The organism is Adhaeribacter arboris (assembly GCF_003023845.1).
In the GTDB taxonomy this organism is placed as follows: domain Bacteria; phylum Bacteroidota; class Bacteroidia; order Cytophagales; family Hymenobacteraceae; genus Adhaeribacter; species Adhaeribacter arboris.
In genome coordinates this window covers 2,934,376-2,949,185 of record NZ_PYFT01000001.1, presented here as the reverse complement: position 1 = coordinate 2,949,185, position 14,810 = coordinate 2,934,376, and the positions used below count along the sequence as shown (strand labels likewise).

Here is a 14,810-nt window from a genome sequence, read left to right as displayed (position 1 = left end):
AAATTAATGGAATATAATTAAATAGATTACGAAGGCGATTCTTCCGGTTACAAGATGATTGTTGATTTTAAAGCGAAAACCAAATAAAACCGGAACATAATACCGGCCTCTAAACGTTACATAAGGTTACTAAACAAATTTATATAAGCTTTGATTTATCCTCAGAATTTTGAGCAAAAAATAGGTTTTACCCAAATCCGGGAAATTTTGTCCGAGGCTTGCTTAAGTCCTTTGGGGCGGCAATTTGTGGCCCGGATGCAGTTCTTAACCCGGCACGATTTAATTCATAAGCTCCTGGAGCAAACTCACGAATTTAAGAGTTTATTGGCTGCTGATGCGGACTTTCCGACGCAATATTATTTTGATGTGACAGAATCTTTAAACCGGGCCGCTATAGAAGGCAGCTTTTTGGATGTGAATGCTTTTTTTCAGATTAAAATGTCGTTGCGTACCATCCGGCAGGCTTTAGGCTTCTTTTACGAATCGGAAGATGGTCTGTATCCTTACCTGAAAAGTTTGGGCGCGAACATTGAAATTGATAAAAAATTAACCATTAGCCTGGATAAGGTAATAGATGATAACGGGGCGGTAAAAGATTCGGCTTCGCCGGCTTTAAGCCGTTTGAAAGGCGAATTGATTCAGCAGCAAGGCGTTCTGCGTAAGCAAATCCAAAGCATTTTGCGGCACGCCAAAAATGAAGGCTGGACTCCTGGTGATGCCGAACCAACCATCCGGAGTGGCCGCATTGTTATTCCGGTTATTGCCGAGTACAAGCGCAAGGTAAAAGGTTTGATTCACGATGAATCTACTACAGGGCAAACCGTTTACATTGAACCAGATGTGGTATTTGGTTTAAACAATGATATTAAAGAACTGGAAAATGCCTATAACCGGGAGTTGATCCGGATTTTAACCGAACTAACCACTCTTTTACGGGGCTACATTCCGGATTTGCGTAAAGCTTACCAGTATTTAGGGTTGCTCGATTTTATTCGGGCTAAGGCTATTTTTGCCAATCGTACCGAGTCGGCTTTGCCCGTATTGTATAAACAACCCCGGCTGGCTTTTAAAGAAGCGCGGCATCCACTATTATACTTAACCTTAAAAGCGCAGCAACGGCAAGTGGTACCGCTTACCATATCTTTAAACGGCGAGCAACGCATTTTAGTAATCTCCGGACCGAACGCCGGAGGTAAATCGGTTGCCTTAAAAACGGTGGGTACGCTGCAGTACATGGTGCAATGCGGGTTGCTGATTCCGGTAGCGGAAGGTTCGGAAGCAGGGATTTTTGAAAATCTTTTTATTGATATCGGCGACGAACAATCCATCGAAAATGATTTAAGTACCTACAGCTCGCACCTGCAAAACATGAAGCAGTTTGTGCTGTTTGCCGACAAAAAAAGTTTGATTTTAATCGATGAGTTTGGTACGGGTACCGAACCGCAGTTAGGCGGAGCCATTGCCGAAGCCGTATTGGAAAAATTAAATGAGAACCAGGCCTACGGAGTGATTACTACCCACTATACCAATTTAAAAAATTATGCCGAACGCACTCCCGGCATTGTAAACGGGGCCATGCGTTACGACCCGAAAGAATTACAACCGCTATATCAGTTAGATATTGGTAAACCTGGTTCTTCGTTCGCGATCGAAATTGCCCGTAAAATTGGTTTGCCTAAAGAAATAGTGCATAAAGCGAGTAAGCTGGTAGGTAAAGATAAAATTAAGTACGACCGGTTGTTAGAAGAGCTGGAAAACGAAAAGAATATTTTTGAAAAGCGAAACCTTGAACTGGAAACCCAGGAACGTAAATTACGGGCTTCGGCCAAAGAATATACCGAGTTAAAAAAGCACATCGAAGAAAATAAAGATGATATTCTGCGGGAAGCAAAAATAAAGGCCAAGGTTTTACTTAAGGATACAAACAAACAGATAGAGGCTACCATTAAGCAGATACGGGATGCCAACGCGGAGAAAGAAACTACCAAGCAAGTCCGGCAGGAACTGGAACAGTTCGTCGAGAAGGAATTAAAACTGGAACCCAGAACGGTTTTACGGACTGGCCTGGGCAGCAAAGCCTTGCAACCCGGCGATAAAGTAGCTTTAATCGGCCAGGAATCGGTGGGAGAAATTGTATCCGTGAAAGGAAATACCGCTGAGGTTCTTTTCGGAGATTTAAAAACAATTGTGAAAATAGCTAACCTGGAAAGAGTAGAAGGACAGGTTAAGAAAGCCAAGAAAGAAAAAGAAGTAGTTGCTCCTGGTTTTGCCCGCGGTATGGATCTTACCCAGCGGATGTCGGATTTTAGTACCACGGTAGATGTGCGCGGGGAACGAGCCGAAGAGGCGCTAACCCGGGTAATGAGTTTTCTGGATGATGCCGTTATGTTGGGAATACCGGAAATTAAAATTATTCATGGCCGCGGAAACGGCATTTTAAAGCAAACCATTCGGGATTACCTCCGCTCGCAACGCGAAGTCGCCAGTATCAGCGACGAGCACATTGAGCGGGGTGGCGATGGCGTTAGCCTGGTAGTGCTTAAGTAATATTTTAATTCTAATCTATTTTCTTAAAAGCTTCTTTCGTACGTCGGGAGAAGCTTTTTTTGTTCAAAGTAAGACTTATGAAAGCAGATCCTTATGCACTTGGTATTTGCTGCCAGATAATTTTCTAGAATACAAAAATTAGAATTTTGAACAGGAATTTGGTTTTAACTTACGTATGTTTGCGACCACTTTTACCAGTTAAAACTTAACTTGATAACAGAAAATTCGTGAAAAATTGGCTTCTATTTTTCATAACCTGGTTTTTGGGCTTGCTCCTGTTCCAGGTAGGCGAATTTTTTTATCTGGATTTTGATTTTGTTGTAGTAGAAGCATCCAGTCAGTTAGCGTCGGAGGTAAGCTTTGCCCATTGGCAATTTAATACACCACCTATTCAGGCAACTAAAGTTTATATTTCACCAGAAGTTGCAAAATCTCCTAACGTAATAAGTAAGCTCTACAAAGGACCAGTAGTATTTCAGGCTTTTACGTTTGCTTATAATAATTACCTAAGTAAGTCCGAGGGTAATACTTTCATCCTGGGCTATTTGTCAGGCATTCCGCTTTTTTTACTTAATCGACTCCTGCGATTGTAATTCCTTACGTACTTTTTGCCTTTCTCTTTTTATCGGTCAATCCTTTTCTACTGACCCGGAAAACCTTAAAAATTTATGGAAAATCCGGAATTTTCTACCCGGTTCTTTTCCACAGTATTTACTTTTCTCCAATAAGAATTCAATTAATTACGTAATGAAGAAATTACTTTTCTCGCTTTTTGGCGCTGCCATTAGCATGGGTACTTTACAAGCGCAAACCGATTCTACGCAACAAGCCCCAGCACCAGAAACAATAACTCCTGTTAAAAATGCTGCTACCGAAGATAAACCTATAAAATTTAACCTTAACGAAAACGGTACGCACTACTTTCAGGCTACTTTTTTAAATCAGATTTGGTTTCGGTATAACGAGAGTAATCCGGGTACTACCGTTGTAGGCGAACCCGCCGCTCATACTTTTGATATTGGTTTACGCCGCACCCGGATTCAACTTTTCGGACAAATCTCAGATCGGGCTTTTTTGTATTTTCAGTTTGGCCAAAACAACTTTAATTTTAATTCCCAAATTGCCGGTAACCGTAAAATAGCCGCTTTCTTTCACGATGCCATGGGAGAGTACCGGATTACCAAAGGTAACCAACTGAAACTGGGAGGAGGGTTAACCATTGCCAACGGATTATCGCGTTTTTCGCAGCCCAGTATCGGTACCCTTTTAGCGCTGGACGCACCGGTTTTTGCCCAGGCTACCGTAGACCAAACGGATGAATTCTCGCGTAAATTAAGTGTTTTTGCGCGGGGCCAAATTGGTAAATTCGATTACCGGGCCGTTATCAGCGATCCATTCCCGATTAACACTAATGGCAGTACGCCGGTAGCGAGTACCAATGCTACTTTTTCTGGTCGAGACCATCATAAACAATATCAAGGCTACTTGGCTTATAACTTCTGGGAAATGGAAGGCCATAACACGCCATATATGACCGGTTCTTATTTAGGTAAAAAGAAAGTTTTGAACGTAGCCGCAGGAATAATGAGCCAGAAAAATGCTCTATGGACCAAAGAAGCGAATGGCTCTACGAAACTGCATAATATGCTGCTCTGGTCAACGGAGGCGTTTATAGATACTCCGCTCAATACCGAGGCGGGTACTGCTTTAACCGCTTACCTGGGTTATTATAATTATGATTTCGGCCCCAATTATATCCGGACCGTAGCGCAAATGAACCCGGCCGATGCTGCTTCCATCGACCCAAATGTAAGTTCGGTGAGCGGAGGAGGTAATGGTTTTCCGATGATGGGTACGGGAAATATTATTTACGGCCAATTAGGCTATTTAATGAACAAAAATTTACTGGGACAAGGACATGGTCAGTTGCAGCCGTACGCCACCTTTTACCGCGCTAATTTTAACTTACTGAACGATCCGGTAAATGTGTATGATATAGGAATCAATTATTTGATCAGCAGTCATAAAGTGAAGCTGTCTTTCGATTACCAGAACCGGCCTTATTTTAATCTTAATAACCAGGTTAACGGCAGACGAGGAAGTTACATTGGGCAGCTGCAGTTATTTATTTAGTAGTATCCTTGTTTTAATTACAGCAAAAAGGCTTGTTTTAACGTAACGGGCTTTTTTGCTGTAATACCAACTATAAAATATTCACTTCCGGTTGCAACTGAATGCCGAATTTTTCCTGCACCGAATCGATGATCTGGAAAGCTAATTCCCGTACTTGGGTGCCTTGAGCGCCGCCATAATTTACCAATACCAATGCTTGATCTTTATGCACGCCATATGATTCGAACCGGCGACCTTTCCAACCAGCCTGTTCAATTAACCAGCCGGCGGGCACTTTTACCCTACCCGGCGAAGTAGGATAACTGGGGATAGTAGAATATTCCTTTTGAAGCTCCGCAAACTGAGTTGACGGAATTTCCGGATTTTTAAAAAAACTGCCTGCATTTCCAACTTGAGCCGGATCGGGGAGTTTGCTGCGACGAATTTGACAAACGGCTTCGCTTATTACTTTGGGGTTAAGGTTTTCTACCTGCATGGCCGCCAAAGTTTGCGTGATAGCGCCGTAGGAAGTATTAAATACCGGTTTCCGGTGCAGCCGCAATGTTACACTTACTATAATATACTGGCCTTTGGCTTCATGTTTAAAAATACTCTCGCGGTAACCAAATTTACATTCCTCCGCCGTGAACGATTTTAACTCGCCGGTGCTAATATGCACCGCTTCCAGGTTTTCAAACATATCTTTCAACTCTACTCCGTAGGCTCCAATATTCTGCAAAGGCGCAGCCCCCACAGTTCCCGGAATAAGCGATAAGTTTTCGAGTCCGCCTAAGCCTTGCTCAATTGTATACAGCACCAACTCGTGCCAGTTCACTCCGCTACCGGCCTTTACTAAGGAAAAATCGTCGGTTAAGTCAGTGATTCGAATGCCTAGAATGTCATTTTTTAGAATAACACCGTCAAAATCCTGGGTAAATAGAATATTGCTGCCTCCCCCTAGAATAAGTTTGGGAAGGTTTTGTACTTCGGGTAATTGCAATAATTGCTGCAGTTCGGCCACACTCGAAAACGTAGCAAAATACCGCGCCTTCACCTCCATCCCAAAAGTATTGTAGGGCTTAAGCGATATATCTTTTTGTAATTCCATAATAAAAATTCCTGGGCAAAAATACGCAATCCTAAACTAAGCTCAGTACAACGGAGTAACCTAAATTAGTTGTTGTACCGGAATAGTCCTGGCTTCGAATTAAATTTATTTTGCACCTTTACCGTCTAATTAGTTTCCTATGGCATTTTCTCCTGTTTCTTCCCCGGTTTTAACTCCTTACCTGGCTACTACTTTGTTTGGTTTAGAAAATGTATTGGCCCAGGAGCTAGAGGCGCTTGGTGCCCAGAATATCCGCCTTGGGAATAGAGCCGTAGAATTTAGCGGCGATCAGCCATTATTATACAAGGCGAACATTTGGTGCCGCACGGCCATTCGAATTTTAAAGCCGTTTCGCACGTTTACGGTCCGCGACGAACGCGATTTATATCGGCAGGTTAGTAAAATAAACTGGTCGGATTATATACATTCTGATCAAACATTTGCCATCCAGAGCGTAGTGAGCCAGTCTACCTTTGAACATTCCTTGTTTGTATCGCAATTAACAAAAGATGCTATTGTCGACCAGTTTCGGAATCGAACCGGGCAGCGGCCTTCCGTGAACGTAGAAAGCCCCGATGTACGCCTGAATTTATACATGCTGGAAAACCGAGTAACGATTTCATTAGATGCTTCCGGCGATTCTTTGCACCGGCGCGGTTACCGGCAGCAAACCAACGTAGCGCCCTTAAGCGAAGTACTGGCCGCCGGTATTTTGATGTTAACGGCTTGGGATAAAAAAGTGCCTTTGATTGATCCCATGTGCGGTTCCGGAACGTTTTTAACCGAAGCGGCTCTGTTAGCGCATAATATTGCTCCCGGTCTGTACCGCCGGAATCATTTTGGTTTTATGAACTGGCCCGACTTCGACGAGAATGTATACCAGCAAGTTTTGGCCAGCGCCGAAGCCGCTCAACTACCTGACAAAGAAGTAGATATTGTAGGTTCCGATATTGATAAAGATTACATTGAGGCCGCCCGAAAAAACATCACCTATGCCGGTCTGGAGGATTATATACGCGTGCACGTTCGGGATTTAAAAGACGCGCAGGGAATCGGAGAGAAAGGAGTAGTGTTAGTTAATCCTCCGTACGGGGAACGGATCCATCCGGAAAACTTAAATCAATTATATAAGTTAATTGGCGACACTTTTAAAACTAATTTTGCCGGTTATGATGCTTTTGTTTTTACCGGTAACCTGGACGCAGCCAAGCATATCGGCCTGAAAACTTCGCGTCGCATTCCTTTGTACAATGGCCCTATTGAATGCCGGTTATTAAAGTATGAGTTGTACCGCGGCACCCGCAAGCAGGTAACAGAAGCAGTGCAAGAAAGGTGAGTTCCAGCTACATTTCTGAAATAAACTTCTTTGTTTGAATTTCGAGTTTTCCAGTACCCTTAATACAAGATTGAAATCCGAAAGTGGTTTTGCTAAAATCAACTGCTTATCCGTTGAGACTGTGCCAGTCTCAATTGAACAGCGCTTATGCGGATGGAACTGCCTAAGTTCGCCTCTAGGCCGGCGGGCCTCGCTGCCCGACTGTTGTCAACTTCTTTTAGCTCCTGCTTTCCTGATTTTTACTTTATTTCTCTTTTATGCACTAATCGTAGCTCCGGGGGAGAGGGGGAGCTTATATGCTGGTCTAAGCCTCCTTCCCTCGCTTTGCTGCGGAATGTGGTTAAACGCCACACCGGAACCTTAGAAGACCCTCCACCGCCAAACTAGTGTTTATCTTTCTTAGCTGCCGTTTATCTTGGTTGATAAGAGAGTTATCAAATACATCTCATTAAATTCAACTTGTTGCAGTAAAAGCAAAATGTTTAATTAAATAACTCGTTGCAGTTTTATGAAACTGTAGGCGTATTTATTTTTCTCGTCGGGTTCAAAATCCTGGCGACTTACTTCCTGCCAATCCGCTGAATTAATTTCCGGGTAAAAAGTATCGCCGGTAAACTTTTCGTGAATCAAGGTAAGAAACATGGTGTCGATGTAAGGCAGGGCTTGTTGCAGAATTTCGGCTCCGCCAATAATAAAAATGTCGTTATTTATTTTCTGAGCAGTTTCAATGGCTGCCGCTACATTGTTTACGACCAGGCAACCGGGTTGCGAGTAATCGGGTTGCCGGGTTATAATAACAGAAGTACGTTGCGGTAAAGGTTTGCCAATAGATTCGAAGGTTTTCCGGCCCATAATAATCGGGTGGCCCGTGGTAACCGATTTAAAATATTTTAAATCGGCGGGCAAATGCCACGGTAACTGGTTATGGTACCCAATTACCCGGTTCTCCGACATGGCAAAAATGGAGGCGATCATTTTTTTAATGAGTGATTTTGGAATGAGTGGATGAGTGAATGGTTGAATGAGTGAATGGTAGAATGAGCAATTGAGTCAATGAATAGTCAGGGGAATTGTAATAAAAAAGTATGAATATAAAAACTTCTTATTCAATCTAATTCACTCATTCACTCATTCAAAATTCACTCATTCTACCATTCACTCATTAAAATTTATACCCGCGCAGCAGTTCGTCGATGTGCATGCGCTTTTTGCCTTCCAGTTGTAAATCTGTAATGCTTAAAATTCCCTGACCGGTGTAAAAATGCAAATACTTTTTATTATCGGTTCGGTAGGAACCCGGTTCTTGTGGCTCTTCTTCAGCGGATAATTCTGGTAAAACCTTGGCACGGTAAATTTTTACAATTTTATCGTTGATTAGGGTCCAGGCTCCCGGAAAGGGAGATAAACCCCGCACAAAATTTTGAATTTGCCCGGCGGATTGTTGCCAGTTTATCGCACAGGTTTCTTTAAATAATTTAGGCGCTTCCTTTAACTCAATGCTTTGCGGCTGCGGTTGGGGCTGTACATTCCCCGCTTCAATGGCCCGGACTGTTTTCAGTGCCACATCAGCACCCAGGTGTTTTAATTTATCGTACAGCGACCCAAAATCGTCTTCTTCCTGAATAATAATTTTTTCCTGGAGCAATATATCCCCGGTATCTATTTGGTGACGCAGGAAAAAAGAAGTGACACCCGTTTCTTTTTCGCCGTTAATTAATGCCCAGTTAATGGGTGCTGCCCCGCGGTAATCCGGCAATAAAGAAGCATGAATGTTAAACGTGCCAAGGGCCGGCATACTCCAAACTGCTTCGGGCAGCATCCGGAAGGCCACAATTATTTGCAGGTTAGCCTGATAACTACGTAACTCTTCCTGGAAAGCTTCTGATTTTAAATTTGTCGGTTGCAACACCGGAATACCCTGGGAAAGAGCAAATTCTTTCACCGGGGAATGAGTCAGCTTCAAGCCGCGTCCGGCTGGTTTATCCGGGGCGGTAATTACAGCTACCACCGGGTACTGATTTTCGACCAGTTTTTGTAGTGTTGGTACGGCAAAATCGGGCGTACCCATAAAAATAATTCTGAAGGCTTGTGGCATAGCAATTATTTAAAATCCGGGTAAAGAAAATATGGGCGGAGCTTTTTCTTAACATTATTAAAGAACCGTAACTCCATCCGCTTTGAATTGTTCTTCAATTTTGTCCGCTGAAATTTGTTTTCGCAAGGTAGGGGTACCAACTAGGTTAATAAAGAATTTATTCAAAAATTTAACGGGCTACTTCAGGTTCCGGTAAAAATAAACTACAAAATTTTACCTGTCTTTTTAATCGCAAGCGAAATTTGCTAGTCGAAGCAAGTTGTAAACGATTATTTTTTATAGTACTCTTTCATAAAAGCAAATTTTTAACAGTTCCGGACGCAACTTTCGGAAGAATTTGCGTAGGAAGAGGCGGACTAATCGCTTAATAGTCAAACCTTGAAAAAAAAATCTTAAAAGCTTTTAATCCGATTTAAGTTATGTAAACGAGTAAATCAGATGCTTTTGCCTCAAAAATTAAAGGGTAAATTTTTCTTATTTCTGGTTCATTACCGGATAACTTTGATTTAGTCGTTTACTTATAAGTAGAAATTCATACCTATATTTGGTACCTAAAACAGACGCGTGAACATTTCCAAATATATATCCCGCAAGATAGGGGAGACTGGTGGCGATTCTTTTACCTCTTCGGTTACCAAAATAGCCATTATTAGCATAGCGGTTGGTTTGGCCATCATGATAGTTTCCTTCTCTATTCTGCAAGGTTTCCGGAATGAAATTCAACGTAAGATATTTTCTTTCGGGGCTCACCTGCAAATTAGTAAGTACGATACCAATAATTCTTTCGAAGGCAAACCGATCAGTACCAGTGCGGTAGTAAAAAATTTAAAAGGAATTCCGGAAATTCAGCATTATCAGCCGTACGCCTTTAAAACGGCCATTATTAAAACCGACGAAGAAGTTTACGGTGTGGTATTAAAAGGAGTAGATAAAAGCTATGACTTTAAACCCATGCAGCAAAACCTGGTAGCGGGTAAAATTATTGCGTTTTCCGATACGGCGGTTTCTAACGATATCATGATCAGCAGCCAGGTCGCCAATAAACTACGTATTAAATTAGGCGATAAGGTTAGTTTCTTTTTTATTCAGAATCCACCCCGGGCGCGGCGGTTTACCGTAACCGGTATTTTTAAAACCGGTTTAGAAGAATTTGATCAGGTTTACGTTTTAGCCGACATGCAGCATATCCGGGATTTAAATAAATGGAGCGATACCGTGGTTACCGGCTACGAAATTATGCTGAAAGATTTTAATAAAATTGATACCGTGGCTTCTACGGTTTTTAACCACATGAACTATGATTTACAACTCGAAAAAGTTACCGACCAGTACGCGCAACTTTTCGATTGGATGAAGCTCCTGAATCAAAACGTGATTATTTTTCTTATCCTGATTATTTTTGTGGCGACCTTTAACATGGTTTCTTCGGTATTTATCATGATTCTGGAACGGACCAACATGATTGGCTTACTCAAAGCCTTAGGAGCCACCGATCCGCAAATCAGGCAGGTTTTCTTCTTTAAAGGTTTGCAATTAACCTTAAAAGGACTGATTTACGGCAACTTAATTGGCTTGGGCTTTTGTGCTTTTCAATATTTTACTAAAATTATTCCCCTCGATCCGGAAAACTATTACATGGATACGGTACCCATTGCCTGGAACCCCATTATAGTTATTATTTTAAATGTAATTACCCTTCTCCTCACGATGTTAGCGATCATGATTCCAACTTTTATGATTGCTAAAATAAAACCAGTAGCCGCTATTAAATTTGATTAGTTGGTCGATGGTCCATGGTCGATAGTCCACAGACGATAGACGATGGTTAAATTGTTGAATGGTTAGGTAAGTTTTATTTGGCGCTAGTTTAGCGCAACGTAACGGTCTCTTGTAAGCGGCGGCCGAAGGCTAGCATTTACACAATGTTGGAAAAAGTGATTTTTAATTTTATTTATCTAAAAGGCTGATTAGTTCTAATGCGTTCTTAATTTCTCCCTTCTCCGATTTATTTAAATAACTATAATCATGTTGGCTTGCCTCAAACTTGAAAGTTATTCTGCCATTTGTTTTTACCAGTAAAAGGGACATAGAACCTTCACTTGACCCCTGAATGCAAGCTTGCCGAAAAGAGCCTTTTTCTACTTTCGCTACTAATTCCTTTATATCAAAATTTGTTTGACTATTCATGGAAGATTTAGTCGTGCTATCTGTACTATAATTCCATTGTTCCTGCATCTTTAAATCCATCACAATGGCTTTAGTAGAGTTTGAATGGTTGAAATAACGGCTGGTAAAAAACACGCCATCTTCAACGCTGTTCTTGAATTTACGGTAAGCAGGTTCAATAGCTTTTCCTAACACATAAGGCAGCTCATCAAACTCAGCACTCACTAAACGGCAATCATACACAATACCTACAGCTTGATTCTTATTTGATTGATGAATTTTGCAGCCTAAGCATAAAAAAGCCAATAAGAATGCCTGACAGTTTTTCATTAGCCTAATTATTCAATGTGCTTAATTTCCCTTTACTTATTTCCATTTTGCCCAACTAGTACCTAAACGTAATTGCCAGTTTGTAGCTGACGGATTGGGATTAAATAAAGTAACTAACCATCCAGCAATTCAACCATCGTCTATCGTCTGTGGACTATCGTCTATCGACTATTAACAACTGGCTCCCGGTAAGCAATTGTAATTCCGTTCTTCTCGAAAGCAGCCCGAATCCAGTCGTGCAAATCATTGGTTATGCCCCCGACATTTCCGCGTTCGGCCCAAACCCGAGTAAAAATATTTACGCCTAAATCGGTATTTTCGGTAACCACTTGTGGGGCAGGTTGGGGTAAAATCCGGGAATCGTGCGTAATAATTTGGGTAATTAATTCTTTTGCCAATGTTATGTCGTTGCCGTAATGTACCAAAATCCGAACGTCGGCCCGGCGATTGGTTTCCACGTCATAATTTACAATGGTGCTCGAAGCTAAAGGTCCGTTCGGGATATAAATAGTTTTGTTGTCGGAGGTTTTTATAACCGTATTTAGAATGTTAATCAGGTTTACATTACCGCTTACTCCCTGCGCTTCGATGTAGTCGCCCACCCGGAAAGGTTTAAGAGCCAAAATTAAAACGCCACCCGCAAAATTTGCCAAACTCCCCTGCAAAGCCAACCCAATTGCCAGACCTGCCGAACCTAACACCGCGAAAATGGACGTCATTTCCATCCCTAACTGACCAATAACGGCAATGAGCAGCAATATTTTTAAGGACACATTTAACACATTCCGTAAAAAAGGCCGCAACGAGGGATCTACGTGATGCGTTATCATTTCGCGGTCGAGGAACCTAACCAGCCGGGTTATTACCCACAAGCCAATAAATAATAGCAAGGTGGCTACTAAAAAGCGAGCGCCGTAGGTAATAAAAAAAGTAGTTAAAGTTTCGCGGTATTTGGCAAAATCGAACAGACCATTCATGTTTTCGGTAATTAAAAAAATGCTTTTGTAGGTTTAATGAAGCCTTTTACGCAAGTAATTATTAAAAAGCTGCTAAATAACGGCTCTGCAAAATAAGATTAGGATCCAGGCAAATTTGAGAATAAGCTGCTTTTTCTTCTAAGCGGCAAACCCCCGGGAAATCTCCGGCTAAGCCCTGCATATCCGTTATTAACTGAAAATGAAGGTGTGGCGGCCAATCTCCGTTCTCGGGATAAGGGCCAATGGTAGTAAATTCCTGACCTTTATTTATCAGCTGACTAACCTGTAAGTCGGTTAAGGAATAGCGACTTAAATGGCCGTAAAGCGTGTAAAAAGTACAGTCTTGGAGGGAGTGCTGCAAAATAATGGTGGGGCCATAATCGCCGAAATGCGCATTATCCGCAAACGAATGAACTACTCCGGGCAAGGGTGCAAAAATTGGCGTTCCGGCCGGTGCCCAAATATCTACCCCCAAATGAATACTCCGATTTAGTTGATTATCCGAAAATAAAGCGCTTCGGCGGTAAATAATCCGATTTTCCAGGTAGCCACCCACTCCTATAGTAGCTCCTTGTTTTTCCAGTAGTTGGTTTATCAAAGATGCAAATTGCTTGGTATTTTTTAAATTTTGATGGATTAATATGGAATTTTGGGCTGTTAAATCTAAACGGCATACTTCCGGACCATTTAAATTGAAAGGCAGAACTGGGCCAAAGAAATTTTGATTTTTACTTAATAAGGCAGATAAAGCAACCGACATAGGCGTGAAATTACCGGCGGAAGTTAAAAAAAAATAAACTTTTAAATCAAAAAGCAGTTTACCAAACGTTAATTGGTAATTGCAGCAGGTAAAATTACCTTTGCGGAAAGAATGAATTATGAGTCAACCTAACCTCTTTTTGAAGGTGGTGGCTATTACCCCGGAAACGTCGGATGCCATTACCATTCATTTAGAACATCCCGATAAAATTAATATTCCCTACCTGGCAGGTCAATTTTTAACTTTGATGGTTCCCATTAACGGCAAAAAAGAAAGGCGGGCGTATTCGTTATGCAGTTTTCCGGGGGAGCAACCGCGCCTTTCGGTTACGGTAAAACGTGTAATGGGCGGCCTACTCTCCAATTACTTGCTAAACCAACTGAAAGTAGGCGATACCCTGGAGGTGCTGGCCCCCATGGGTAATTTTAACTTTGTTCCGGATTCTACCTCAAATCGTACCATGGTGCTAATTGGGGCCGGCAGCGGCATCACTCCCCTGATGTCCATTGCTAAATCGGTTTTACAAGGTGAAACGGCTAGCCAAGTAATGCTTATTTATGGCAATCGAAACGAAAGTTCCGTCATATTTAAAGAACAATTGAAAGTTCTGGAACAAGAATATCCCGATCGTTTTCGGGTTACCCATATTTACAGCCAACCAGCCGAAACCCCAACCAAATCCTCTGGTTCGTTATTCAGCAAATTATTTGGCAAAAGCAAAGAAACCACAGAGATTTCGCCGGAGGAAATTTTACCTCGTTACACCGGGCGCTTGAACCGGGCTATGCTGATCAAAATTTTAGAAGAACTTCAGGTAATGTATCTTACCAATACGCACTATTATTTATGCGGCCCCGATGGATTAATGGAAGAAGCGAAAGCGGCCTTGCAGATTCTGCACGTGCCAGCCAGCCAGATTTTTAAAGAAAGCTTTGTGAGTACGGGTCATAACGCTGCGGATGCCGGAGCTGGAATTGCCTTAGAAGGAGCGGAATCGAATGAAATTCAGGACCAAAAAGTAACTATTTTATACGAAGGCAGTGAATATGTATTAGAGGTGCCTAAGAGCGAAACTATTTTAGAAGCCGCGCTTAACCAGGATATTGATTTGCCTTTTTCCTGCCAGGCGGGTTTATGTACGGCCTGTCGGGGTAAATGCCTTTCGGGTAAGGTACACTTAGATGAACGCGAAGGTTTGTCGGATGCCGAAATGGCCGAAGGCTACGTTTTAACTTGCGTGGGCCACCCGCTTACTAATAATGTTGTTATTGAAATTGGCTGATTTTTCTTAGATTATTAATTAAAAAAGGAGAGATAAGCATTATTCTCCTGAACTTAAATTAGAGAAGCAAGCTCTAACTAGAAGTTTGAACGGGCCT

12 protein-coding genes are annotated in these 14,810 nt (G+C 42.0%); 6 read left to right on the top strand and 6 right to left on the bottom strand.

Going from position 1 to position 14,810, the window contains the following annotated elements:
* The first annotated feature begins 150 nt into the window (after positions 1–150).
* The 3 genes from AHMF7605_RS12190 to AHMF7605_RS12180 all read left to right on the top strand — a co-directional run bounded on the left by AHMF7605_RS12190 (position 151) and on the right by AHMF7605_RS12180 (position 4,680).
* Positions 151–2,547 carry an endonuclease MutS2 gene (locus tag AHMF7605_RS12190; protein WP_106929700.1) on the top strand — a complete coding sequence of 799 codons (2,397 nt, stop codon included), beginning with the start codon at positions 151–153 and terminating at the stop codon, positions 2,545–2,547.
* A 227-nt stretch (positions 2,548–2,774) separates the two neighbouring features.
* The gene (locus AHMF7605_RS12185; RefSeq protein ID WP_106929698.1) at positions 2,775–3,140 is read left to right on the top strand and encodes a hypothetical protein; all 366 of its coding nucleotides are present in this window, start codon (positions 2,775–2,777) and stop codon (positions 3,138–3,140) included.
* A 154-nt stretch (positions 3,141–3,294) separates the two neighbouring features.
* A complete protein-coding gene (locus tag AHMF7605_RS12180) occupies positions 3,295–4,680 on the top strand; it encodes a hypothetical protein (protein WP_106929696.1) in 1,386 nt (461 codons plus the stop codon).
* A gap of 70 nt (positions 4,681–4,750) precedes the next feature.
* Here AHMF7605_RS12180 and murB read toward each other — a convergent pair whose 3' ends face one another.
* Positions 4,751–5,767 (bottom strand): UDP-N-acetylmuramate dehydrogenase, encoded by a 1,017-nt coding sequence (gene murB, locus AHMF7605_RS12175; protein WP_106929694.1) that lies wholly within the window; start codon positions 5,765–5,767, stop codon positions 4,751–4,753.
* 139 nt (positions 5,768–5,906) lie between these two features.
* Here murB and AHMF7605_RS12170 point away from each other — a divergent pair, with 139 nt between their 5' ends.
* Positions 5,907–7,103 (top strand): THUMP domain-containing class I SAM-dependent RNA methyltransferase, encoded by a 1,197-nt coding sequence (locus AHMF7605_RS12170; RefSeq protein WP_106929692.1) that lies wholly within the window; start codon positions 5,907–5,909, stop codon positions 7,101–7,103.
* 486 nt (positions 7,104–7,589) lie between these two features.
* Here the strand turns inward: AHMF7605_RS12170 and AHMF7605_RS12165 are convergent, their stop codons facing one another.
* A complete protein-coding gene (locus AHMF7605_RS12165; RefSeq protein ID WP_106929690.1) occupies positions 7,590–8,078 on the bottom strand; it encodes a dihydrofolate reductase in 489 nt (162 codons plus the stop codon).
* Positions 8,079–8,265: 187 nt separating this feature from the next.
* Complete coding sequence (gene fmt / locus AHMF7605_RS12160; RefSeq protein WP_106929688.1) at positions 8,266–9,198, bottom strand: methionyl-tRNA formyltransferase; 933 nt, start codon at positions 9,196–9,198, stop codon at positions 8,266–8,268.
* Positions 9,199–9,762: 564 nt separating this feature from the next.
* Here fmt and AHMF7605_RS12155 point away from each other — a divergent pair.
* A complete protein-coding gene (locus AHMF7605_RS12155; protein ID WP_106929686.1) occupies positions 9,763–10,977 on the top strand; it encodes an ABC transporter permease in 1,215 nt (404 codons plus the stop codon).
* A gap of 168 nt (positions 10,978–11,145) precedes the next feature.
* On the opposite strand, the gene AHMF7605_RS12150 is transcribed toward AHMF7605_RS12155, so the two are convergent.
* From AHMF7605_RS12150 to AHMF7605_RS12140, 3 genes are all read right to left on the bottom strand, one after another.
* Entirely contained in the window at positions 11,146–11,694 is a 549-nt protein-coding gene (locus AHMF7605_RS12150; RefSeq protein WP_106929684.1) for a hypothetical protein, read from the bottom strand.
* A 161-nt stretch (positions 11,695–11,855) separates the two neighbouring features.
* Positions 11,856–12,671, bottom strand: a complete 816-nt coding sequence (locus tag AHMF7605_RS12145; protein WP_106929682.1) for a mechanosensitive ion channel family protein — start codon at positions 12,669–12,671, stop codon at positions 11,856–11,858.
* A gap of 61 nt (positions 12,672–12,732) precedes the next feature.
* Complete coding sequence (locus AHMF7605_RS12140; RefSeq protein WP_106929680.1) at positions 12,733–13,431, bottom strand: peptidoglycan DD-metalloendopeptidase family protein; 699 nt, start codon at positions 13,429–13,431, stop codon at positions 12,733–12,735.
* A 118-nt stretch (positions 13,432–13,549) separates the two neighbouring features.
* On the opposite strand from AHMF7605_RS12140, the gene AHMF7605_RS12135 reads away from it, so the two are divergent.
* Positions 13,550–14,713: a ferredoxin--NADP reductase gene (locus AHMF7605_RS12135; RefSeq protein ID WP_106929678.1), complete on the top strand. Its 1,164-nt coding sequence runs from the start codon at positions 13,550–13,552 to the stop codon at positions 14,711–14,713.
* The last annotated feature ends 97 nt before the right edge of the window (positions 14,714–14,810 follow it).

Coding starts and splice junctions, on each gene's coding strand:
- fmt (WP_106929688.1), bottom strand. CDS start 9,198: ATGCCACAAGCCTTCAGAATTATTTTTATGGGTACGCCCGATTTTGCC.
- AHMF7605_RS12145 (WP_106929682.1), bottom strand. CDS start 12,671: ATGAATGGTCTGTTCGATTTTGCCAAATACCGCGAAACTTTAACTACT.
- AHMF7605_RS12135 (WP_106929678.1), top strand. CDS start 13,550: ATGAGTCAACCTAACCTCTTTTTGAAGGTGGTGGCTATTACCCCGGAA.
- AHMF7605_RS12150 (WP_106929684.1), bottom strand. CDS start 11,694: ATGAAAAACTGTCAGGCATTCTTATTGGCTTTTTTATGCTTAGGCTGC.
- AHMF7605_RS12140 (WP_106929680.1), bottom strand. CDS start 13,431: ATGTCGGTTGCTTTATCTGCCTTATTAAGTAAAAATCAAAATTTCTTT.
- AHMF7605_RS12165 (WP_106929690.1), bottom strand. CDS start 8,078: ATGATCGCCTCCATTTTTGCCATGTCGGAGAACCGGGTAATTGGGTAC.
- AHMF7605_RS12180 (WP_106929696.1), top strand. CDS start 3,295: ATGAAGAAATTACTTTTCTCGCTTTTTGGCGCTGCCATTAGCATGGGT.
- murB (WP_106929694.1), bottom strand. CDS start 5,767: ATGGAATTACAAAAAGATATATCGCTTAAGCCCTACAATACTTTTGGG.
- AHMF7605_RS12170 (WP_106929692.1), top strand. CDS start 5,907: ATGGCATTTTCTCCTGTTTCTTCCCCGGTTTTAACTCCTTACCTGGCT.